The sequence below is a fragment of the Phytoamicus setariae genome, assembly GCF_016722925.1.
Lineage (GTDB): Bacteria > Pseudomonadota > Alphaproteobacteria > Rhizobiales > Rhizobiaceae > Rhizobium_E > Rhizobium_E setariae.
In genome coordinates this window covers 108,890-132,333 of sequence record NZ_JAEQNC010000016.1, presented here as the reverse complement: position 1 = coordinate 132,333, position 23,444 = coordinate 108,890, and the positions used below count along the sequence as shown (strand labels likewise).

Below are 23,444 nucleotides of genomic sequence, written 5' to 3'. Positions count from 1 at the left end.
GGGGCGAAATATTAGCAACGGACAATGTCGGTGCTTTTACAGGCCTGTTGCTATAGGTATGAAGGCTCAAACGTGGCGTCAATGGGGTGGTACAATTCGGAATGACGATTGATACGAGTGCATTGGGTTTTGGTGTCGGTGAACACGCGGTATACGCTGCAAATCCCTGGCAGTCACGCGGTCGCTTGTTTGCTGAGGGATCGAGCCCGACACGCTCGGATTTCCAGCGTGACCGCGACCGCATCGTCCACACGACGGCCTTTCGCCGCCTGAAGCACAAGACGCAGGTGTTCATCGCCGCCGACGGCGACCATTACCGCACCCGCCTGACCCACACGATCGAGGTGGCGCAGGTGGCCCGGGCGCTAGCCCGCGCGCTGAAGCTGGACGAAGACCTCGCCGAAGGCGTGGCGCTGGTTCACGATTTTGGTCATACCCCGTTCGGTCATACCGGCGAGGACGCGCTGCATGCGGTGCTCGAACCCTATGGCGGCTTCGACCACAATGCCCAGTCGCTGCGCATCGTCACCAAGCTCGAGCGCCGCTATGCCGAATTCGACGGCCTGAACCTGACCTGGGAAAGCCTGGAGGGTCTGGTCAAGCACAATGGTCCGCTCGTCGGGCCGGACGGGCAGGGCACACGCGGTCCGGTCCCGCAGCCAATTCTTGATTATTGCGCCATTCACGATCTCGAACTGGAAAACCACGCGAGCCTTGAGGCGCAAGTCGCGGCGATCGCCGACGACATCGCTTATAATACCCATGATATCGACGACGGCCTGCGGTCGGGCTATCTGACTTTCCAGATGCTGGAGGAGGTGCCATTTCTCGACAAGCTGATGCAGGAGGTTCGCGATCTCTATCCCAGCCTCGAAGCCAGCCGCTTCACCCATGAAATCATGCGCCGCCAGATCACCCGCATGGTCGAGGACGTGATCGGCGTAGCACAGACCCGCTTGCGGCAGCATCGGCCCGAGAGCGCAGATGATGTTCGCAAGGCGGGGCTGACCTTCGCAAGCTTTTCGGACGAGTTGGCCGTGACCGACAAGCAGATCAAAAAGCTGCTGTTCACGCATATCTATCGCCATCCGGACATCATGCGGATCCGCGCCGGCGCGGCCCAAATCGTCACCGATCTCTATCATGCCTTCATGATCGAGCCGCGCGAAATGCAGAGCCATTACTGGTACGACACGATCCAGACGATGCCGGAACACGTCAAGGCGCGTCACGTCGGCGATTATCTTGCCGGGATGACCGACACCTATGCCATCGCCGCCCACAGGCGATTGTTTGACCACACTCCCGATTTGCGATAGGCACCCGCCCAAATGGTAAAGACTGGGTTATCGAAAGTGTTTCGATGGCCGGAAGGACAAATACGATGAACCTGTTTGCGGAATTCGAAACCCGGATCAAGGCGATACTGACCGACAAGGTGCTGCCGGAAGACAAGCGCGAAGGCGCTGATCTTTCGCGCGTCGTCGTGGAGCCTCCGCGCGATGCCGCCCATGGCGATCTGGCGACCAACGCCGCAATGGTGTTGTCCAAGCACATGGGCATGTCGCCGCGCGCGCTTGCCGATGCCATCCTGCCGCATCTTTCGGCTGATGCCGATATCGCCGAGGTTGCGGTTGCCGGCCCGGGCTTCATCAATATCCGTCTTTCCGCGGCGTACTGGCAGCGGTTCCTCGGAGGCGTGATCCGCCTTGAAGGCAGCTACGGCCAGTCCGAACTTGGTGCCGGCCGCAAGGTCAACGTCGAATATGTCTCGGCCAACCCGACCGGGCCTATGCATGTCGGCCATTGCCGTGGCGCCGTGGTCGGCGATGCGCTCGCCAATCTGATGAAGGTCGCGGGCTACGACGTGGTCAAGGAATACTACATCAACGATGCCGGCTCGCAGATCGACGTTCTGGCAAAATCGACCTTCCTGCGTTACCGTCAGGCGCTTGGCGAAAATATCGGTGAAATTCCGGAGGGACTTTACCCGGGCGACTATCTGGTGCCGGTTGGCGAAGCCCTCAAGGCTGAATTCGGCAGCAAGCTGCGCGGCATGACCGAAGCGGAATGGATGCCGATCATCAAGGACAAGACGATTGCAGCGATGATGGTGATGATCCGCGAGGATCTGGCAGCCCTCAACGTCCATCACGACGTGTTTTACTCCGAACGTTCCCTGCACGCCGACAACGGCAGGCCGATTCTCGAAGCCATCAACGACCTGACCTACAAGGGCCATGTCTACAAGGGCAAGCTGCCGCCGCCGAAGGGACAGCTGCCGGAAGATTGGGAAGATCGCGAACAGACGCTGTTCCGCTCGACCGAAGTTGGTGACGACATCGACCGGCCGCTGATCAAGTCGGACGGCAGTTATACCTATTTCGCTGCCGACGTTGCTTACTTCAAGGACAAGTACGACCGCGGCTTTACCGACATGATCTACGTGCTCGGCGCCGATCATGGTGGCTACGTCAAGCGCCTGGAAGCGCTTGCGCGTGCCGTCTCGGAAGGTAAGGCCAAGCTGACTGTCCTGCTTTGCCAGCTCGTCAAGCTCTACCGTGAAGGTGAGCCGGTGAAGATGTCGAAGCGTTCGGGCAATTTCGTCACTTTGCGCGATGTGGTGGACGAAGTCGGTGCCGATCCGGTCCGTTTCATGATGATTTACCGGAAAAATTCCGAACCGCTCGATTTTGATTTTGCCAAGGTCACGGAGCACTCCAAGGACAACCCGGTTTTCTACGTGCAATATGCGCATGCGCGCTGCTCGTCGGTCTTCCGGCAGGCAGCCGAAGCCTTCCCCGATCTCGATGTAACCACTGCAAATCTCGCAGGTTTGGCGGAAAAGCTGATCAGCGATCCGAATGAGTTGCAGCTTGTGGCAAAAGTGGCAGAATACCCACGGGTCATCGAATCAGCAGCTGCCGCAATGGAGCCGCACCGGATCGCGTATTACCTGTACGATCTGGCTTCTCTGTTCCACAGCCACTGGAATAAGGGCAAGGAAAATCCTGACTTACGTTTTGTTAACGATAAGGACAGAGAATTGTCGGTGGCCAGACTAGGGTTGGTGCGTGCTGTTGCTGCGGTGTTGAAATCCGGTTTGTCAATAACCGGGACTTCTGCACCGGAAGAAATGCGATAGCTGTCACCATTTCCCCACAATGCTCTGGCAATTGGGCCTTTCGAGCGTAGTTGAGTGGTATAGATGGCAGACAAGCAGCTTTTGCTGAAGAAAAACGCCGACGACGGTTTTTTCGCGGATGACGATCCAATGGCGGAGCTCGCCCGGATCGTCGGCTTCGAACCGCTCAACGAGGAACAAGTCAGGCCCGCGAGCTACCGCCGCGAGCCTGAGTTCAATCTTGAGGAAGAGCTTCTCAAGGAGTTCGAGCAGTTCGAGGCGCCTGAGCGTATCGAGCCGGTCAGCGATGCTTTTATTGAAATTCCCGAGGCCGTTGTTAGCGTTGCCGAGCCTCCGTCTGTTGAGCTTGAGCCGGCCATCGAGCCCGGGCCGATATCGGTCGCTCGCGATCTCCGCGCTGTGGAAACGAACCTTGAGGCGCCGTTTGCTGGCGAACCAGTGCGCCCGGTTTCCCATCCGGTCTTCGAACTGGAAGATGAGATCTTCCGCGAATTTGCCGCTTTCGACGCCAGAAGGACTGGCCAGCCAGCAATAGCGGCGGCAGCCCCTGAGACAGAGCTTCCGGGCCTGCCCGCAGCTGTTGCGGTGATGCCGGGTGACGAGCAAGCTTCCGAAATCCAGCCCCATATCGACAACGATGGTGCGGCCGATATCGCCTGGCCTACCGCGGCTGACAAGCCGGTCGCGCTGCCAGCTTCCGACGAGCCTGCTAGGTTCGAAACCGCCGACGACATGGCTGAAGCCGAACTCGACCAACAGGGCGATCAGCCGGAAGACGCTGCGTATGCCGAGAACTGGCATGACCTCAACGAGCAGCTCTATGAAGATTTCACCGCGCTGGACGTGGCCGACGTGGCCGATTCTGAAGCGGAGATAGTCGTCGATGCGCCCCTGCATGCCGACGCGGATTTCTCCGCCGAACAGGGTTGGCAGGATGTCGCAAGTGGACTGCAGCATGAGCAGGCTGCGCAGGCGGGCGCTTCTGATGCGGTTCTGGGCGAAACATTCGCCGCTATTCCGGTGAAGGCAGACATCGATGACGAAGTCGTCGTTTCGCAGGCCATTGCCGCCGAGCTTGCTTCCGATGCCGTCATTTCAAACAATCCGGGCGCAAGCGAATCTAACTATCGCAATGCTGAGCTGGATGCGCTGCTCGACGATGTCGAGCGTTTTCCGGTAGCTGGTCCGACTGTAAGGTGGCCTCGGCAGACGCCGGTTCTTGCGACATCCGCGGTATCCCCTTCGCGGTCCAACTATGAAACCGCCAGAACCGAGCCCTCGCTAAATTCGGTCGAGGACGATATTGAAGTCGCTGGCGGCATGCCGGTATCGGCGCTCCATGTAGCCGAAGACGCCTCTGTACCCACCGACAGCATGGCTGTCGTCATCGAACCTTTCGACGACAGTGCATTTGAACTGGATCTGAGCGAGATCGAACTGGATCTTCTTGATGTCGAAACATTGGCAACGGATGTCGTGACGCGCGATGCGATTGCGGCAAGTCCCGAGGTGATGGCCGATATTGCAGACGTGGTCGTTGAACCGCCAGTCGTCGCTCCGCGTTCCGAACCTTATGCTGCGCTGGTTGCACCTACGGCTTTGGAGCCGGAAGACTATTCTTCGCTGCATTTCGATCCGACGCAGATCTCGACCGAAGACGACGTCGTCGAAGCAATCGCCGAGATGGATGTTCCCGAGGCCCCGCCGGTAGACCATGAGACTCTGGTTTCGGCCCAGCCTGACTATGACATCGATATCGATGCGGAGATGGCCCACATCTTTGCACGCGGTGCGACCACGCCTCCGCCTGCTCGTCCTCAGATGGCGACACCTGTCCGTCCTGCACCTGCCGCCGCGGCTTCCGCGCAGCCTGCGCTCGTCATTGGCGCCGATCTCGATGAGTTCGAGCGCGCGCTTGAGGAGGATTTCCGCAAGTCGCTGACCGAGAACCGCACCAACGTCAATCCGGATCGCGTCGCGCTGTCGCCAGCCGGATTTGACAGCGAAGTCGATGGACCGAAGAAGAGCCGCAACGTCATGGTTCTGGCCGCGTCCGTAGCTGCCGTGGTGCTGCTCGGGGGCGCTGGCGTTTACGCCTACATTGGCGGTAGTGACTCGGTGCTTGCGACCAATGGTGAGCCGAAGATCATTCTGGCCGATAAGGAACCGGTCAAGGTTGTGCCTGAGGACAAGGGCGGGCAGACCGTGCCCAACCAGGACAAGGCCGTTTATGACCGGGTAGCCGGCGACACGAAGGATGCCGGAAAGCAGGAGCGGCTGGTGACTTCGAACGAAGAACCGGTCGACGTGGTCCAGAAGACCCTGATGCCTGAAAACCTGCCGATGGACGATGAGGGTGCGGCGTTCGCCACCGACACGCCCGACACCGCTGATCCGCGTCTGTTGCCGGAAAGCGCCGATGACGAAAACGTATCAACTTCCGACAAGGTCGTAAGTGGTGTGGCCCCCAGGAAGGTTCGCACGATGGTGGTTCGTTCGGACGGCACGCTTGTGGCACGCGAGGAGATGGTCCCCGCAGACGTCACGCCTTCCGAGCCTGTGAGCCGCGAAGTCGCCATGCCGGTCGAAAAGCCTGTGGCAGATGTCCCGGAACGCTTGAGCGCGGTGGACCAGGCGTCCTCCGCCGTGACCAAGGGACTTGAACTGAAGCCCACCGAACAGGCTGTCGAGCCTGCGGCCGATCCCGTGGCAGACAAGCTTGCTGCGCTGGACGAAAAGCCGGCAGCCGATACTGACGATGATGTTCTTTCGAAAGTTGCTGAAGACAACTCTGCAGCGGAAAAGGTCGCCGCGGCTCCGGCAAAATCCATCGACAATGCCGATCAGTCCGCCCTTGCCGAAGCTGCCAATGCGGAAGTCGATGCGCCGGTACGGGTCGTCAAGACGATGAAGGTTACCAACGATACGGCACCGGTTCCCGAGAGCCGCCCGGTCGATCAGCCGGTGAACGTTGTGGGTGCCGTGACTGATCAGGGTAATGTTCGTCCGGTCGATGACGCCGGTAACGTCCAGCAAGTGGCTGCGGCCGATCCCGTCGCCAAGCCCGCCGAGAACGTGGCCGTGCCGGCCGGCTCCTATGTCATCCAGATTGCTTCCCTGCCTTCGGAGTCGGATGCACAGGCTTCCTACAACAAGCTGTCTTCCAAATTCGCCAGCGTGATTGGCGGCCGTGGTGTCGACATCCGCAAGGCGGAGATCAAGAACAAGGGCACTTACTACCGGGTCCGCATCCCTGCCGGCTCGAAGCAGCAAGCCCAGGCGCTGTGCGAGCAGTACAAGCAGGCGGGCGGCAGCTGCCTCGTTTCCAAGTAGTTTTGCTGATATCATCGCGCGTGGGGCCATTTGGCCCCCGCGTTTTCTGTTGGTGACCGCCGCGCGGTCATCGCCTTTTTCAACGCATTACTTATCATTGGGCCATGAGCGAATCACAAGCAGTTATTCTGGGCGTCGCCGGACGTGAAATCACCTCCGAGGAGAAGGCGTTTTACCGGGGCGAGCAGCCCTGGGGCTTCATTTTGTTTGCGCGCAATATCGGCGAGCCGCAACAGATCAGCGATCTCGTCGCAAGCCTCCGCGACACGGTCGGCGGCCGCAACGCTCCCGTCCTCATCGATCAGGAAGGTGGACGTGTCCAGCGGATCCGCGAACCGATTTGTCCGCGCTACCCGTCCGGTGCCGATCTCGGCGCAATTTACAATGCTGATCCCGAGAAAGGCAGGCGCGCCGCCTGGCTTATGTCGCGCCTGCATGCGTTTGACCTCCTGAAGTTCGGGATCAACGTGGACTGCCTGCCGGTGCTTGATGTGCCTGTCGAGGGCGCAAGCGACGTCATAGGCAGCCGCGCCTATGGAAAACAGCCGGCGATCGTCACCGACATGGGGCGTGCCGCAGCCGATGGCCTGAAGGCCGGCGGCGTTCTGCCCGTCATGAAGCATATTCCGGGCCATGGGCGCGGTTTTGCCGACTCCCATCACGAGTTGCCAGTGGTCGACACGCCTCTGAGCGACCTGATGGCGCACGATTTCCCGCCGTTCAAGGCGCTGGCGGGCGAATTGATGGCCATGACCGCACACGTGGTCTATTCGGCGATCGATCCGACTAGCCCGGCCACGACATCGCGCAAGGTGATCGAACAGATCATCCGTGGAGAAATCGGCTTCGAAGGCCTGCTGATGTCCGATGACTCCTCTATGAATGCGCTTGCCGGCACGCTCGGCCAACGGGCGCATGCGATCGCCAACAACGGCTGCGATATCGTTCTTCACTGCAATGGGGTGATGGACGAGATGAAGGCGGTCGTGGCGGAGGTGCACCCCCTGCAGGGAGCAGCGCTTGCAAGGACGCGTCGGGTCGAGGCCGCCTTCGGCAATGTCGACGGTTCGGACGAACCTGCGATACGCGCCGAGTTCAACGCACTCCTCCCAACAGTCTGAGGCTCTTATGGCGGGACCGGGGACGGGCACATCCGATACCGCAGCCCCGATGGAGAAGCTTTGGGGCGACCCGGAAGTACGCCGGCCGGACAATGATGAGCCGGCGCTGGTCATCGATGTCGGCGGGTTCGAAGGCCCGCTCGACCTGCTGCTGCATCTTGCCCGAAACCAGAAGGTTGATCTGGCGCGCATCTCGGTGCTGGCGCTGGCCGAACAGTATCTGCATTTCATCGAGCAGGCCCGCAAGGTTCGGTTGGAACTGGCGGCCGACTATCTGGTCATGGCGGCTTGGCTCGCTTACCTCAAGTCGCGCCTGCTCATCCCGCAAGCGCCGAAAGACGAGGGGCCATCGGGTGAGGAGCTGGCGGCAACGCTTGCGTTTCGCTTGCGACGCCTGGAGGCGATGCGCGACGCGGCGAACCGGCTGGTCAACCGCGACCGCTTGGGACGCGACTTCTTCGTTCGCGGCGCCCCGGAGATCATCCCGGTCGAGCACAAGTCTGCCTATGAGGCCAATCTCTACGATCTGCTGTCCGCCTACGCGTCGCTCAGGCAGCGCCAGGCCGTGACCAATGTCACGATTGCCCGTCGCAGGGTCTGGTCGCTGGCGGAAGCGCGCCTGATGCTCGCGCGGCTTATCGGTGACCTGCCGGAGTGGACTGCACTTGACCGCTTCCTTCGCCGCTATATGAGCGACCCCGATGAGCGGCCGACGGCAATCGCCAGTTCGTTTGCCGCCACCCTCGAACTGGTCAGGGAAGGGCGCATCGAAATCAGACAGGACAGTCCATTCTCCGAGATCCTGATGCGAACCGGCGCAAGGCCACTGACAGAGGCCGATATCGTTGCCATGGAGGCCGGCAATGATTGACGAAGAAACACAGGAAGAAATCGGTCAGATCCTTGCCAGCGACGCCGCGCGCGCCGCCGAGGCTTTGATTTTTGCTTCCGCGACTCCTGTTTCCGAGGGATACATCGCCGAGCGCCTGCCGGCAGATACCAACGTTTCGGCAGTGCTTGGTGCCCTCCGGCGCTTTTATGCCGGGCGCGGGGTCAATCTGATTTGCATCGACGGCCATTGGGCCTTTCGCACAGCATCGGATCTGTCCTTCGCGCTTCGGCAGGAAGGGCAGGAGGCCAAGAAGCTGTCCCGTGCCGCTCTGGAAGTGCTGTCGATCATTGCCTACCATCAACCCGTAACGCGGGCCGAGATCGAGGACATCCGCGGTGTACAGACGTCCAAGGGTACGCTCGATGTGCTGCTGGAGGCTGGGTGGGTGAAATTCCGCGGCCGCCGGCGTACGCCCGGCAGACCGGTGACCTTCGGCACGACCCGTGACTTTCTCGACCATTTCGGGCTGGAGGAGATCCGCGATTTGCCCGGCATGGAGGAATTGAAGGCCGCCGGCATGCTTTCCGGGCGCATTCCTGCCGGAATGTCGGTGCCCATGCCCAGGGGCGAGGACGACCTGTCTTCCGAAGAGGATCCGATCACACAGCTCGACCTTGAGGAACTGGGGCTCTTGACTCCCGGCGGTGAAGCGGATGAATAGGGTCATGTTTCCCTGACGCCCCGGTAGACCGGCGTAGAGCTAGTGCCTTGAATCCGAAAACAAGCCCTCCACACAAGAATTCCTCCGTCGCCTTCAACGGTTCAGGTTCGTATCGAACCGCTGGCGTTAGCTTTGCTTCGAGCCTGATGTTCGAGCAAATCTCGCATCGCTATGCCGCGCGGGAAACGATCTGTAACTTGTCACTGACGGTTGAGCCGGGGCAGGTGTTGTGCCTGCTTGGCCCTTCCGGCTCCGGCAAGACGACTTTGCTCAGGATTGCCGCTGGCATAGAAGCACAGTCGTCCGGGCGCATTTTGCTGAATGGCGAGGAAATAGCAGGTCCATCCGCATTCCTGCCGCCGGAAAAGCGTGGCATTGGCCTGATGTTTCAGGATTTCGCCCTTTTCCCGCATATGACGATTATCGACAATGTCCGCTACGGCCTGACGGCGATGTCGAAAGCAGAAGCCCTTGCCGAAGCCTTGGCAGCACTGACTCGCGTGGGGCTGGCTCACTATGCCGATAAGTATCCCCATCTTCTTTCCGGTGGTGAACAGCAGCGCGTGGCGCTTGCCCGCGCCATTGCGCCGCGCCCGACTGTGCTGCTGATGGATGAGCCATTTTCTGGCCTGGATGCACGGCTCAAGGACTCGGTTCGATCGGAAACGCTGGCAATCCTCAGCGAGGCCAAGGTGACTGCGATCATCGTGACCCACGATGCTGAGGAAGCCATGCGAATGGCGGACCGAATTGCGTTGTTGAAGGATGGTCGGCTCGTCCAGTACGGCACGTCGGAAGACCTGTACAGGCGGCCGAAGAACCTCTTTGCTGCGCAGTTCTTCTCTGAAATCAACAGGTTCGAGGGCGTCGTCGAAGGCGGTAGGGTCCACACGCCGCTTGGTGCGTTTTCAGCTCATGACATCGGCGAGGGCAAACGCGCCGATGTCGCGGTACGCCTGCCCGGCGTGATCGTCTCCGAAAGAGATGGGCCTGTTCAGGCTCGGATCATTTCGCGTCGGTTTCTCGGAACGGTGGAAATGTTCACGCTCGCAATCGCTGGCAGCGAACATCCTGTAAGGGCACGAATTCGCGCCGATCTCGTGGCGTCGGGATTGCGGGACGTCACTGTTTCAGTTAACGAACGTGATGCATTGGTATTTGAAAAAGCCGCAAATAATGACTAAATCAGGTCAGTGCGTGAAATTGGGAGTATGTAGGCATGGGTTCTTTTAGTGTATGGCACTGGCTGATCGTTCTTGCGGTTGTGCTGATTTTCTTCGGCCGTGGAAAAATCCCGGAATTGATGGGCGACGTGGCCAAGGGCATCAAGAACTTCAAGAAGGGGATGGCCGAAGAAGAAACGGCTGACAAGGCCCCGACCGTCGATCACAAAGCCGACGAAGTGAAGTAACCTCATCCCCAAATTTAACCGGGGCTGGCCGTGTCGCCGCCCCGGCCCAGGATAATGCGAGATGCTTGAAATCGGCTGGAGCGAGATCCTTGTCATCGCGCTCATTCTGATCATCGTGGTTGGTCCAAAGGATCTGCCGGGGATGTTGCGCACATTCGGCCGTATGGCGACGCGGTTGCGTTCCATGGCCAATGAATTCAAAGGGCAATTTGACGAAGCGCTGCGAGAAGCAGAGCTTGACGACGTCCGCAAGGGGTTGGATGAAGTTAATAAGCTGAACCCGACCAACACGCTCCGTGACGCAATCAATCCGCTCCGGCAGCTCGGGCAGGACATAAAGTCCGATCTGCAGAAGGCGTCAGACAGCGTCAATGCTTCGGTTTCTGACGTGAAGAAAGCCGAAGAAGGCGATGCAAACGTTGGAGAAACGATCGCTCCGGCAGTTCAGGAAGCCGAGCCTGTGCAAGGCGCCGTCGCGGCTGCGCCGGCTGCCAGTGTATCTCAGCCTGCTGTCCAGGCTGCAGTTGCCACTCAGCCTGTTGCTGCTGATACCGCCGCGACACCGACCCGGTCAAAGCCGGCAGCCGCCAAAGTCAAAGCCGTCAAAGCTGCTGATGTGACGGATGTCAAGGCAGCCAAACCTGCTGTTCGCAAAGCTGCCCCGAAAAAGAAGCCGGTGGCGGCAGACGTACCTGTCGTTGCCGCCGAAGTCGCACCCAAGAAAAAGGCCGCCCCGCGTAAGAAAACCGTGAAGGCGGACGAGGCATGAGCGAAGAAATCGAAGACAAGCCGCAGCCGCTCCTCGAGCACCTGATCGAACTGCGCCGCCGGCTGATATGGGCGGTGGTGGCCTTTTTTGCAGCGTTTCTGCTCTGCTTTGCTTTTGCCAAGCAACTGTTCAACCTGCTCGTCATTCCCTACCAGACGGCCGTGATCTGGTCGAACCTCGATCTGGCAAAGGCTGAACTGATCTATACCGCGCCGCAGGAATTCTTCTTCACGCAGATCAAGGTGTCGATGTTCGGCGCCGTGGTGATTGCTTTCCCGGTGATCGCGACCCAGATCTACAAATTCGTCGCGCCCGGCCTCTACAAGAACGAGCGTGCGGCGTTCATGCCCTTCCTTGTTGCCTCGCCGTTGCTGTTTCTGCTTGGCGGCGCGCTCGTCTATTTCCTGTTTACGCCGATGGTGATGTGGTTCTTCCTGTCGATGCAGCAGGTTGGCGGCGAAGGCCATGTGGCGATTTCGCTGATGCCGAAGGTTTCCGAATACCTTGGGCTGATCATGACCCTGATCCTGTCATTCGGTCTTGTGTTCCAGTTGCCGGTTATCACTTCGCTTCTGGTGCGTGTCGAACTGCTGAGTTCCAAGACGCTGGCTGAAAAGCGGAAATATGCGATTGTCATCGCATTTATCGTTGCGGCCGTGTTGACGCCACCGGATCCGATTTCCCAGCTCGGATTGGCGATCCCCACAATTCTGCTTTATGAAATTTCGATCTTCACCGCTCGAATGATCGAAAAAGGCCGATCTCGCGACGCGATCGAAGACAAGACTGCATCCTGACGGGTGCAGTCCAGCAGCCCCTTCGAGGAACCGGGAACCGATTGCGTCCGTTCTAAAGAGGCTGCTGCCAGTGATTGCGGCTTGTTTTTGACGTCGCTTCGCGCCAAAACCCTATAAATGGCAGGAGTCGGTCAACGATTTTCCTGCTTTCTGTTTCAGAACCAGGTGTTCACATGCTCGATATCAAATGGATTCGCGACAACCCCGCGGCACTGGATGCCGCTTTGCGCAAGCGCAATGCCGAGCCGCAGGCTCAGGCGCTTATCGCGCTGGACGAAAGACGCCGTGCCGTCGTGCAGAAGGCGCAGGATATGCAGTCGCGCCGCAATACCGCCTCCAAGGAAATCGGTGCCGCCATGGCGCAGAAGAACGCCGAGCTGGCGGAGAAGCTGAAGGCCGAAGTCGGCGAGCTCAAGACTCTGCTGCCCGCCGCCGAGGACGAGGAACGGCAACTCACCGCCGAACTCAACGAAGCGCTGTCGCGCCTGCCCAATATTCCGTTCGACGAAGTGCCAGAAGGCAAGGACGAGAACGACAACGTGTTGAAGCGCACGGCAGGCGACAAGCCGACCTGGACTCATGCGCCGCGCGAACATTTCGAGATAGGCGAGTCGCTCGGCTGGATGGATTTCGAAGCTGCCGCCAAGATAGCCGGGTCGCGCTTTACCATCCTGAAAGGGCAGCTTGCCCGGCTGGAGCGCGCACTCGGTCAGTTCATGCTCGACACGCATACGCAGGAACATGGGTACCTCGAGGTCCAGCCGCCGCTGATGGTGCGTGATGATGCAGCCTTCGGTACCAACCAGCTGCCGAAATTTGCCGAAGACCTTTTCCGCACGACCGACGGCCGCTGGCTGATTCCCACCGCGGAAGTCCCGCTGACCAATCTGGTGCGCGAGGAAATCCTCGAACACGACAAGCTGCCGCTGCGCTTTACGGCGCTTACGCCGTGTTTCCGCTCCGAGGCGGGGGCCGCCGGTCGCGATACCCGTGGCATGCTGCGCCAGCACCAGTTCATGAAGGTCGAGCTGGTGTCGATCACCGACGCGGAAAGCTCGGTTGCCGAACATGAGCGGATGACGGAATGCGCCGAGACCGTGCTCAAGCGGTTGGGCTTGCATTTCCGCACCATGACGCTCTGCGCCGGCGATATGGGTTTTGGTGCCCGCAAGACCTACGACATCGAGGTGTGGCTGCCCGGACAGAATACCTACCGCGAAATCTCCTCCTGCTCGGTCTGTGGTGATTTCCAGGGCCGTCGCATGAATGCGCGATATCGCGACAAGGCCGACCGGAGCATCAAGTTCGTCCATACGCTGAATGGTTCGGGCACGGCAGTTGGCCGCGCACTGATCGCGGTTCTCGAGAACTACCTGAACGAAGACGGTTCGGTGACGGTTCCGGATGTGCTGCTGCCCTATATGGGCGGTCTGACGAAGATCGAGAAGGCGGGCTGATACGTGCGCATACTGCTGACCAATGATGATGGAATTCATGCCGAGGGCCTGGCGGTCCTCGAAAGGATAGCGTTGACGCTTTCCGACGACGTCTGGATCGTGGCGCCTGAGACAGACCAGAGCGGGCTTGCCCATTCGCTGACGCTTTCCGAGCCCCTGCGTTTGCGGCAAGTTTCCGAAAAGCGCTTCGCCCTTCGCGGCACTCCGACTGACTGCATCATCATGGGCGTCAAGGAAGTGATGGCGAAGGCCAAGCCCGATCTCATCCTTTCGGGTGTCAACAACGGCGCCAACATGGCTGACGATGTCACTTATTCTGGCACCATAGCCGGGGCAATCGAAGGCACCCTTCAGGGGATCAAGTCTTTCGCGCTGTCGCAGGCTGCGATTTACAATGACGGCGAGCGCCGTATCCCTTGGGAGATCGCTGAACTCTATGCGCCAAAGCTGCTTCGGCAACTGATCGACGTGGACATGCCGGACTGGACGTTCATGAACGTCAACTTCCCCAACTGCAAGCCGGAGGACGTCAACGGTATCGCTGTGACGGCGCAGGGCAAGCTCGATTTCGGCATCAACGTCGAAAAGCGCAGCGATGGCCGGGGATTGCCGTATTACTGGCTGAAATTCGACGGTCGGACGGGTGATTTCCGTGAAGGTACCGATATCTTCGCGGTCAGGGAAAACAAGATTTCGGTAACGCCGCTCAAACTTGATCTGACAGATTACAGCCTGCTCGATCGTATCCAGCAGGCGGTTGTGGAAGGGATGTAAGATGGTTCAAAGCAGGATCGGCAAGGAAGGATTTGCCGCGTTATGCCTGAGGCTGCGTGCCAAGGGGATCAACAATACCGACCTGCTCAACGCCATCGAACAGACCCCTCGGCACCTGTTTGTGCCCTCTGAACACGTTGCCAGCGCATGGTCCTCGCGCAGCCTGCCGATCGAATGCGGCGCGCTGATCGAGGGTGTTGACCTGGCGGCCGAAATCATCAGCCTGATGAAGTTGAAATCCAGTCATCGGGTGCTCGAAATCGGCACGGGTAGCGGTTTCACCGCCGCCGTGATGGGGCGGCTGACAGAGCGGGTGCTGACTGTCGATCGCTACAAGACGCTGGTTAATCTTGCCCAAGAGCGGATGGATAAGCTGGCGCTCAGGAATGTCATCGTCCGGCAGGCCGATGGCAGCATGGGATTGCAGGGGGAGGGTACGTTCGACCGGATCCTGGTGACCGCGGCATTTTCCTCCATGCCGCGCATTTATGCCGAACAACTCGTTTCAGGTGGAATGATGCTCGCGCCCATTGTCGGCGACGACGGGATCGCGCGCATGGTCAAACTTACCAAGTCCGGCAGCCGCTTCGAGCGGGTGGAGCTTTTCGATACGCCCTATCAACCCATGGTGCCGCAGATGGCGCAGATACTCTGAAGCGGTAGCGGTAACTTCCTGTTAAGGTTATCGTTTTTTTGCTTATTTTTGCGAAGCCGCATGTGCGTTAACCCGCCAGTAACACTAACGCGCTTTAATGAATCCAAGTAAATGCGTTGCTTGGGTTGGGTCATGCGTAACACAGAAATTGTAAAGTCCAGAGTATCGCCTCTCCGTCTCGTTACCGCCTTCCTGCTCGCAGGCGCGGCTTCGGGTTGTAGTTCGGATGTAACCCGGTTTGACGGGTTATTCTCATCGAAAACGGACGGGCTCACGACAAACTCAATTCCCCACAAGGTCAACGCGGTGAATGGCAAACTGCCAACGCCACGTGAGGACATTGCCAATGCGGGGAATAACCAGGATCTGAGCGGCGATGCGGCGCTCGACCAGCCTTATCCCGGGCGGAACACGGCCAATGCCGGTTACGATCCAATAAGCACCTCGACGACAGAACTGTCACCCGCCAGGGCTTCAGTCAATCCGATTAGGGTTCAGCGCACCGAGCTTTCGACGCCCACGGTACGCGCCGAGGAAAAGGTTGCCCTGAACCAGGCGCTTCCAGGCAAGATCAGGGTCGAAGCCGATCCCATCAGCACCGGCACGATCAAGGGCAGGTGGATCGTTTCCGATCGCTCGCCGCGGATTGTCATCCGCAGCGGCGAAACGCTTTCCGGCATCTCGGCACGCTACGGCGTACCGCAGGCCGAAATCCTGCGGGCCAACAAGCTGGAGACCGCGGCTGACCTGAAATACGGCAAGTCCCTGCTTATCCCGGTTGCCGCCAAGGTCGATCTGAAGGCCAAGGGTGTTCCGGTCGAACTCGCAGCCGAAGGAAAGAAGAAAGTTCCGGTCCCCGGCAAGCTCCCCGAGCAGGACAAGGCAATTCTGCCGACGGCTTCCGCCAGGGACAAGGCAAAGAGCGCCGACAAGGTTGCTGACAACGCCGAGAACGGTGGCCTCTACGTGGTCAAACAGGGTGACTCGCTCGCCCGCATTGCCCGCAACCACAAGGTCAGCATTGACGCGCTCAAGCAGGCCAACGGCATGAACACGGCTTCGGTCCGGATCGGCCAGAGCATCAAGATACCGGTGCCGGGTGCCGACAACGTCAAGACGGCGTCGATCCCGGCTGACAGCAAGGTCAAGGAGACCGCCGAGGCCAAGCCGAAGACCTACACGCCACCAGTCGCGGAAAAGAGCGTCGCGGAAGTCCAGAAGTCTGCCGACAACGGCGAGGATGCGCCCGATGCCACCGGCATTGGCAAGTATCGCTGGCCAGTTCGCGGAGCAGTCATTGCCGGCTACGGCCAGAATGTCGAAGGCACGCGCAATGCGGGCATCGACATCTCGGTTCCGGAAGGCACTGCGGTCAAGGCTGCCGAAAACGGTGTCGTCATCTATTCGGGCTCCGGCCTCAAGGATCTCGGCAACACGGTTCTCGTCCGTCACGATGACGGAACGGTAACGGTATACGGCAATGCAGCTTCGCTCGGTGTCAAGCGTGGCGACAAGGTGACCCGCGGACAGGTGATCGCCAACTCCGGCATGACCGGCGCTGCCAAGCGTCCGAAGCTGCACTTCGAGGTGCGCAAGAACGCCGTCGCCGTTAATCCGATGACTTTCCTCCAGTAGGTTTTGCGTCTGCAGGAAACATGAAAAGCCCGGCGAAAGCCGGGCTTTTTGCATTGATCAAACGGTCTGCCGCAACCGCCCCGCCAGGTCCTGGATGTACTGCCAGGCAACGCGGCCGGACCGCGAGCCGCGCGTCGTTGCCCATTCAAGGGCTTCGAAGTGCAGCTTTTCGGGCTCGATATCGAGTTTGAAATACTCCCGATAGCCGTCGACCATGGCGAGATAATCGTCCTGGCTGCACTTGTGAAAGCCAAGCCAAAGGCCGAAGCGGTCAGATAGCGAAACCTTTTCCTCGACAGCTTCCGAAGGGTTGATCGCCGTCGATTGTTCGTTCTCGATCATGTTGCGCGGCAGAAGGTGCCGGCGGTTCGAGGTCGCATAGAAAATGACATTCTCCGGCCGGCCTTCGATGCCGCCGTCGAGTGCTGCCTTCAGCGACTTGTAGGAGGTGTCGTCATTGTCGAAGGATAGGTCGTCGCAGAAAAGGATCACCCGATGAGGTGCTGCCTTGAGGATGTCCATCAGCACCGGCAGCGTCTGGATGTCTTCGCGATGCACCTCCACGAGCTTCATGGATGTCTTGCGCTCGACGTTGATCGAGGCATGTATGGCCTTGACCAGGGAGCTCTTGCCCATGCCACGCGCACCCCACAGTAGAACGTTGTTGGCGGCAAAACCCTCGGCAAACCGGTCGGTGTTCTCGTGAAGGATGGTCTTAACGTGATCGACCCCACGAATGAGCGTCAGATCGACCCGGTTCGGGCGCTTGACCGGAGTCAGCGAATGCCGCTCAGGGTTCCAGACGAAACAATCCGCATCATCCCAGCTTATGGGGGTAGGGGCAGGTCCCGCCGCGCGGTCGGCCGCATCGGCCAGGCGCTTCAGTTCGCCGAGGATCGATTTCAATAGGTCTTCACGCATGGTCCGGCTCCTGCTTATCTGTCGGCACGCTGTCTCATTCACCGCAATGGGCCGGCGGGGAGCAGTGTGCTCGCTCAAAGTCTACAGCCTCCTTTTCACGTCGATTGTGACGCGCCGAGCTGTATTGCCGCCGGGTAGCATGGGGGCCGCAGCACGAAAAGGTCGGATACGGTCCAAAACGGTGGTTTCACGGGCAAATTTTCCACAGTGCTGTTGCAAAGGACTGCCATGTTCCTATATTCCGGCCTCCAGAAAGCGGCTTAGAGTCTGCCGCATCAATGAATTTGTCCGGGAGTAACTTATGTTCTTCACTGAAGCCTTTGCCCAGTCGGCAGCACCATCTTCGTCGTCGCTCGGCTCGGGGTTTGATATTATCATTCTGTTCGTGCCGATGTTGGTGGTGTTCTATTTCCTGATCTTCCGGCCGCAGCGCCAGCAAGTGAAAAAGCGCGAAGAGATTCTGAAGAACATTCGTCGCGGTGACCAGATTGTTCTCGGCGGCGGCATGATCGCCAAGGTGACCAAGGTGGTCGACGACAATGAGCTCGAAGCCGAAATCTCCGACGGCGTAAAGGTTCGTGTTGCACGCAGCATGATCGCCGAAGTTCGGGTCAAGAGCGAGCCGGTCAAGGAACCGACGGCCGCCAACAAGCCGTAATCGCTTCTGGCGCGGGCCGGCAAGGCCCGCAACTCAAGGCCACGCCAGTCATAAAACGCGCATCGAGAGACCCATGCTCTATTTTTCCCGCTGGAAAGCAATCCTGATCTGGCTGGCCACGGCGCTCAGCATCCTTGTGGCAATTCCCAATTTCCTGCCCAAGGCGACGCTGGACGCGCTTCCTTCGTGGGTTCCGAAGAAGACCATGACGCTCGGCCTCGATCTGCAGGGCGGCTCGCACATAATGCTGAAGCTGGAGCGCGGTGACATCGTCAAGGAGCGGATGCAGACCGCACTCGACGATGTTCGAACCAATCTGCGCAAGGCGGGCATCGGTTATACCGGCCTGAACGGCTCGGGCCAGAAGCTGACCTTCAAACTGCGCGACGTGACCCAGATCGACGCCGCCAGGGATGCGTTGAAGGATTTGACGGCACTGGTAAGCCTCGGAGGCCTTTCCGGCGGCTCCATTCAGGAAGCAACGCTTTCGAACACCGATGACGGTGCTTTCGAGCTGGATCTGACGGATCAGGGCATCAACTATCGCGTCCAGTCGGCGGTTTCGCAGTCCATTGAAGTCGTTCGCCGCCGCGTTGATGAACTCGGCACGACCGAGCCGCTGATCCAGCGGCAGGGTAGCGATCGTATCATCGTACAGGTGCCGGGTCTCGACGATCCGCAGCGCCTGAAGGCAATCCTCAACCAGACCGCCAAGTTGACCTTCCATCTGGTCGACAATTCGATGCCTGCAGTCGACGCCGTCAATGGCCGTCCTCCGGCAAACTCGGAAGTGGTCTATTCCAATGACGACCCGCCGGTTCCGTACCTGATCCAGAAAACTGCGATCCTGTCGGGCGAGAACCTGGTCGACGCGCAGCCGGGCTTCAACCAGCAGAACAGCGAGCCGATCGTTTCCTTCCGTTTCGATTCAGCTGGTGCACAGAAATTCGGACGCGTCACGCAGGAGCACGTCGGCGAACCCTTCGCGGTGATACTCGACAATCAGGTGATTACCGCGCCTGTCATCAATGAGCCGATTCTAGGCGGTCAGGGGCAGATTTCCGGTAACTTTACCGTTGAGTCCGCCAATGACCTGGCTGTGCTGCTGCGCGCTGGTGCACTGCCGGCAACCTTGACCGTGGTTGAAGAGCGTACGGTCGGGCCTGGCCTCGGCGCCGACTCGATCCGGGCCGGCTTCATCGCCGGTGTCATCGGCTTGATCGCTGTTATTGCCTTCATGACGTTCTTCTACGGAACGCTCGGCATGATCGCCAACCTGGCGATGATTATCAACGTGTTGATGATCATCGCGATCCTGTCGCTGCTGGGCGCCACGCTGACATTACCAGGCATCGCCGGCATCGTGCTGACGATCGGTCAGGCCGTTGACTCCAACGTTCTGTTCTATGAGCGTTTCCGCGAAGAGGTCAAAGCGGGCCGATCCATCCCGCAGGCCATGGAAGCGGGCTTCAACAAGGCATTCGGCACGATTATCGACGCCAACCTGACGACGCTCATCGCTGCCGTGATCCTGTTCTACATGGGATCCGGCCCGGTTCGCGGCTTCGCGATCACGCTTTCCATCGGCATCATCACGACGGTCTTTACGGCCTACACCGTGTCGCGGTTGATGATTGCGATCTGGATGCGCCGGACGCGTCCGAAGGCGCTGCCCAAGGGTGTCCGCACAGGCTTCTTCGATTTCGCCCAGATTCGCTTCATGGCAATCCGTAACTATACCTTCGCAATCTCGGCGGCCCTGACCATCGGTGCCATTGCCGGTTTCGCAACGCTTGGCCTCAACCTTGGTATCGACTTCACCGGTGGTTCAATCATCGAGTTGAAGGCCAAGCAGGGTGACGCGAATATCGGCGATATCCGCGAAAGGCTCGGGACGCTCAACCTGGGCGGCCTGCAGGTGCAGGGCTTTGGCGAACCGAGCAATGTGCTCGTGCGTGTACAAAGCCAGGAAGCCGGCGAAAATGCCGAGCAGTCGGCGGTCAACAAGATTCGTGGGGAACTGAGCGAGCAATACGAGTTCCGCCGCGTCGAAGTCGTCGGCCCCTCGGTCTCCGGGGAATTGGCGATGACTGGCATTATCGGTGTCGGATTGTCGCTGATTGCGATCATGGGCTACATCTGGGTCCGGTTCGAATGGCAATTCGCGATCGGCGCCATCATCGCGACGCTGCATGACTTGTTGCTGACGATTGGACTTTTTGTCTTCACGGGGCTGGAGTTCGACATAACCAGTATCGCGGCGGTTTTGACGATTGTCGGCTACTCCCTGAACGATACGGTCGTCGTCTATGACCGCCTGCGTGAGAACCTCAGGCGATACAAGAAGATGCCTTTGCCGCTGTTGATCGACACATCGATCAACTCGACGCTGTCACGAACGATCCTAACGTCGGTGACCACGATGATCGCCATATTGGCGCTGGTGGTGTTCGGCGGCGATGTTATCCGCGGCTTCACGATCTCGATGCTGTTCGGTGTTGTCGTCGGTACATTCTCGTCGATCTATATCGCCGCGCCGGTGTTGATCCTCTTCAAGCTGCGCCCTGATACGTTCGACAAGGACAAGGACAACAAGGCGACGGCCGAAATCCAGAGCCCGGCGGTCTGACCATTGGCCAAGGGAATCATCATTCGCGAACAGCATTTCCCGGGACGCGCGCCCATCGATGCCTACGGGAATGGTGGTTTCCGGTTTGCCGACATGAGCCATCGGGGTTCGATCCTTTGCCTGCCTTCCGGCATCTACGGTTGGGATGTCGGGGAAGGGCAGCCGCTCACTGCCGCGGATTTTGAGCGGGTTCTTGCCGAAGCAGCTGAAATAGAAGTGTTGCTGGTTGGCACCGGCATGTCCATGCAGCTTCTGCCCAAAGAACTTCGGGCGCTGTTCCGGGAGAGCCGCATTTCCGCGGATTCAATGTCTACCGGTGCAGCCGTCAGGACCTTCAACATATTGCTTGGCGAAGACAGGGCTGCGGCGGCAGCGCTCGTTGCCGTGGAGTAGGAGATGAGTCTATCGCGTGCCGATGCGTACCAGGCTTGCCTCGATACGCTGCGATCGACCGATTTCGATCGTTATCTGGCCTGCTTGCTGATGCCAGAGAACAAGCGCGGCGCGGTTGCCGCGCTCTACACATTCAATGCTGAAATAGCCCGTATTCGCGATGTTATCCGTGAACCGTTGCCCGGTGAAATCCGCCTGCAGTGGTGGCGGGATGTCCTTGAAGGAACCGCGGAAGGCGACAGTCTCGCCAACCCGCTTGCTGCGGGACTGCTCCAGGTGATTGCCGAGTACGATCTTCCCAGATCACCCCTGCTTGCAATGACCGACGCCAGGATCTTCGACCTCTATGATGATCCGATGGGCGACACCGCGATGTTTGAGGGCTATGCCGGCGAAACCGCGTCTACCCTGATACAGCTCGCCGCACTGATCCTTGATCCAGCCAATGCTGCTCGCAGCGCTGAGGCGGCCGGTCATGCGGGTGTTGCGCAGGCGACTGCCGGCTGCCTCATGCTCATGCCGATCCACATCAGACGCCATCAGGTCTATATCCCGGCAACGATTCTGCAGGCGACGGGACTGAATGCCGGCGCATTCATCGACGGCGCCGATCATGATCGCTGCAAGGCGGCAATCGACGCGTTCGTCGGACTCGGGCGCGACCATCTGGCCAGCGCGCGTGCCGCGGCCAGGGGGCACGTAAGCCCGACGCTCAACCTTGCGTTTCTTGGTGCTGCACTTGCCGAGCCGGTTTTCGACCGTGCCGCCCGAGCGGGAGCCAGCCTGCGAGAGCGGATGGTCCAGCCATCGCAGCTGGCTCGGCAGTGGCGGATGTGGCGCGCCGCCCGCCGGGGTGTGTTCTAAAACAGAGTTTTCGAATGCACCGATTCATGTTTCGGTAACCAGTCTCGCGATAGGGTTTACGCTTGGACCGGATTGACCGGCGTGTGTGACCATGAGTTTTGCGTTTGGTATCGATTTGTGGCGGGCCTGCCTGCCAATAGCGCTTTCGGTTGCGCTTACGGGCTGCTCCGGTCCCATGATTCCGCCAGCCGATATCGACGGATCTTCAACGGTTTCCGCAATTGAGCCCGTGCGACGTGAGCAGACGGCAACCTATGCCGTTCCTGAGAGCAACCTGGACGACTCGTCAACGAATACAGAAAGCGCTGAGCGGGGCGATTATCTCGATACGCCAAATCTCTCGGGAGTCGATACCAAGCGGCTGCCGAAGCTCGACGAAGAGCCGGTGGCCGACCAACAGCCCGTTTCGGATCAGGGCGTTAACATGGATGCCAATCTCGGCGTGGCCCCAATGGGACTTGCTGAAGAGCAATCCATGGACATCGCCGAGGGCAATACAGATCAGCCGGTAGTCGATGGCATCGGCACCGACGCACCCGTGGAAATGAAGCGCAGGGCGTCTGCTGCCAGCGATGACATCTCATCCGAAGCGGCCAATTCAGCCAATCAGATTACCCTGCCAAGCAAGCGCCGGGACCGGCAGGCCGAGACACAGGTTGCGTTCATTCCTCGTTTTTCGGATCCCAGTCAGGTTCCCGAATCTTATGGTGGTCTGACCTCGGCGGATCGAGCCTGTCGCGCCGAACTCACCAGGATGGGTGTTAGGTTCAGGGATCTCGAGCCGATTTCGAACGGGCCAAGTTGTGGCATTGCCCATCCCATCGAAGTGACGGGCTTTGCTGGAGGCATACAGCTGAAGCCAGCCGCCAAGCTGAATTGCAGCATGACGCGGATCTTCGCAAAGTGGGTGAAGAACGAACTCGTGCCGGCGGCGCAACTGCGCTACTTCTCCGGGATCAAGACGATCTATCAGATGTCGTCCTATTCCTGCCGCAAGATGAACTCCCGATCGCGCAATCCGTGGTCGGAGCACGCCAAGGGCAACGCGATCGACATCGGCAAATTCGTGCTGAAATCGAACAAGGTCATCGATGTGCGCAAGAAGGGCTTCTTCGCTTTCCGCGAGAAGGGGCTGCTCAAGACGGTCAGATCCGATTCCTGCAAATATTTCAGCACAGTTCTGGGACCGGGCGATGCCTATCACGGCGACCATTTTCACTTTGACCTGCGCTACCGCAAGTCCGGATACAGACATTGCAGCCTGTAGACTGCCCCATTTTTGACACAGATATTTAAACTTTTCCGGACCCGGCTGAATAGAGATTAACA

20 protein-coding genes are annotated in these 23,444 nt (G+C 59.3%); 19 read left to right on the top strand and 1 reads right to left on the bottom strand.

Translation table 11 applies throughout. The annotated features are described in order from the left end of the window. Positions 1-101: 101 nt before the first annotated feature. From JJB09_RS23045 to JJB09_RS22980, 14 genes are all read left to right on the top strand, one after another. Positions 102-1,319, top strand: a complete 1,218-nt coding sequence (locus JJB09_RS23045; protein ID WP_201663444.1) for a deoxyguanosinetriphosphate triphosphohydrolase — start codon at positions 102-104, stop codon at positions 1,317-1,319. Between the two features lie 65 nt (positions 1,320-1,384). Continuing rightward, positions 1,385-3,145, top strand: coding sequence for an arginine--tRNA ligase (gene argS / locus JJB09_RS23040; RefSeq protein WP_201663443.1), 1,761 nt, complete (start codon positions 1,385-1,387; stop codon positions 3,143-3,145). A 63-nt stretch (positions 3,146-3,208) separates the two neighbouring features. Further along, complete coding sequence (locus tag JJB09_RS23035) at positions 3,209-6,478, top strand: SPOR domain-containing protein (RefSeq protein WP_201663442.1); 3,270 nt, start codon at positions 3,209-3,211, stop codon at positions 6,476-6,478. Between the two features lie 104 nt (positions 6,479-6,582). After that, positions 6,583-7,599 (top strand): beta-N-acetylhexosaminidase, encoded by a 1,017-nt coding sequence (nagZ, locus tag JJB09_RS23030; RefSeq protein WP_201663441.1) that lies wholly within the window; start codon positions 6,583-6,585, stop codon positions 7,597-7,599. Between the two features lie 7 nt (positions 7,600-7,606). Further along, complete coding sequence (locus JJB09_RS23025) at positions 7,607-8,470, top strand: segregation and condensation protein A (RefSeq protein ID WP_201663440.1); 864 nt, start codon at positions 7,607-7,609, stop codon at positions 8,468-8,470. Further along, complete coding sequence (gene scpB / locus JJB09_RS23020; RefSeq protein WP_201663439.1) at positions 8,463-9,152, top strand: SMC-Scp complex subunit ScpB; 690 nt, start codon at positions 8,463-8,465, stop codon at positions 9,150-9,152. Before JJB09_RS23025 ends, scpB begins: the two co-directional genes overlap by 8 nt. Before the next feature lie 146 nt (positions 9,153-9,298). Next, positions 9,299-10,336 carry an ABC transporter ATP-binding protein gene (locus tag JJB09_RS23015; protein ID WP_201663438.1) on the top strand — a complete coding sequence of 346 codons (1,038 nt, stop codon included), beginning with the start codon at positions 9,299-9,301 and terminating at the stop codon, positions 10,334-10,336. Between the two features lie 35 nt (positions 10,337-10,371). Continuing rightward, positions 10,372-10,563 carry a twin-arginine translocase TatA/TatE family subunit gene (locus JJB09_RS23010; protein ID WP_201663437.1) on the top strand — a complete coding sequence of 64 codons (192 nt, stop codon included), beginning with the start codon at positions 10,372-10,374 and terminating at the stop codon, positions 10,561-10,563. A 61-nt stretch (positions 10,564-10,624) separates the two neighbouring features. Further along, the gene (tatB, locus tag JJB09_RS23005; protein WP_201663436.1) at positions 10,625-11,332 is read left to right on the top strand and encodes a Sec-independent protein translocase protein TatB; all 708 of its coding nucleotides are present in this window, start codon (positions 10,625-10,627) and stop codon (positions 11,330-11,332) included. Next, positions 11,329-12,129, top strand: a complete 801-nt coding sequence (gene tatC, locus JJB09_RS23000) for a twin-arginine translocase subunit TatC (protein WP_201663435.1) — start codon at positions 11,329-11,331, stop codon at positions 12,127-12,129. Before tatB ends, tatC begins: the two co-directional genes overlap by 4 nt. Positions 12,130-12,302: 173 nt before the next feature. Next, positions 12,303-13,586 (top strand): serine--tRNA ligase, encoded by a 1,284-nt coding sequence (serS, locus tag JJB09_RS22995; RefSeq protein WP_201663434.1) that lies wholly within the window; start codon positions 12,303-12,305, stop codon positions 13,584-13,586. 3 nt (positions 13,587-13,589) lie between these two features. After that, complete coding sequence (gene surE, locus JJB09_RS22990) at positions 13,590-14,360, top strand: 5'/3'-nucleotidase SurE (protein WP_201663433.1); 771 nt, start codon at positions 13,590-13,592, stop codon at positions 14,358-14,360. A 1-nt stretch (position 14,361) separates the two neighbouring features. Beyond that, on the top strand, positions 14,362-15,015 hold the full coding sequence (locus JJB09_RS22985) for a protein-L-isoaspartate(D-aspartate) O-methyltransferase (RefSeq protein ID WP_201663432.1): 654 nt from the start codon (positions 14,362-14,364) through the stop codon (positions 15,013-15,015). Between the two features lie 132 nt (positions 15,016-15,147). Then, a complete protein-coding gene (locus tag JJB09_RS22980; protein WP_201663431.1) occupies positions 15,148-16,650 on the top strand; it encodes a peptidoglycan DD-metalloendopeptidase family protein in 1,503 nt (500 codons plus the stop codon). A gap of 57 nt (positions 16,651-16,707) precedes the next feature. Here JJB09_RS22980 and JJB09_RS22975 read toward each other — a convergent pair whose 3' ends face one another. Further along, a complete protein-coding gene (locus JJB09_RS22975; RefSeq protein WP_201663430.1) occupies positions 16,708-17,571 on the bottom strand; it encodes an ATP-binding protein in 864 nt (287 codons plus the stop codon). Between the two features lie 301 nt (positions 17,572-17,872). Here JJB09_RS22975 and yajC point away from each other — a divergent pair, with 301 nt between their 5' ends. The 5 genes from yajC (at position 17,873) to JJB09_RS22950 (ending at position 23,382) form a co-directional block, all read left to right on the top strand. Further along, positions 17,873-18,229: a preprotein translocase subunit YajC gene (gene yajC, locus JJB09_RS22970; protein ID WP_201663429.1), complete on the top strand. Its 357-nt coding sequence runs from the start codon at positions 17,873-17,875 to the stop codon at positions 18,227-18,229. Between the two features lie 73 nt (positions 18,230-18,302). Then, positions 18,303-20,858 (top strand): protein translocase subunit SecDF, encoded by a 2,556-nt coding sequence (gene secDF / locus JJB09_RS22965; RefSeq protein ID WP_201663428.1) that lies wholly within the window; start codon positions 18,303-18,305, stop codon positions 20,856-20,858. Positions 20,859-20,861: 3 nt separating this feature from the next. Then, positions 20,862-21,251 (top strand): Mth938-like domain-containing protein, encoded by a 390-nt coding sequence (locus tag JJB09_RS22960; protein WP_201663427.1) that lies wholly within the window; start codon positions 20,862-20,864, stop codon positions 21,249-21,251. A gap of 3 nt (positions 21,252-21,254) precedes the next feature. Continuing rightward, entirely contained in the window at positions 21,255-22,115 is an 861-nt protein-coding gene (locus JJB09_RS22955; RefSeq protein WP_201663426.1) for a phytoene/squalene synthase family protein, read from the top strand. Positions 22,116-22,206: 91 nt separating this feature from the next. Then, complete coding sequence (locus JJB09_RS22950) at positions 22,207-23,382, top strand: extensin-like domain-containing protein (protein WP_201663425.1); 1,176 nt, start codon at positions 22,207-22,209, stop codon at positions 23,380-23,382. Positions 23,383-23,444: the final 62 nt, after the last annotated feature.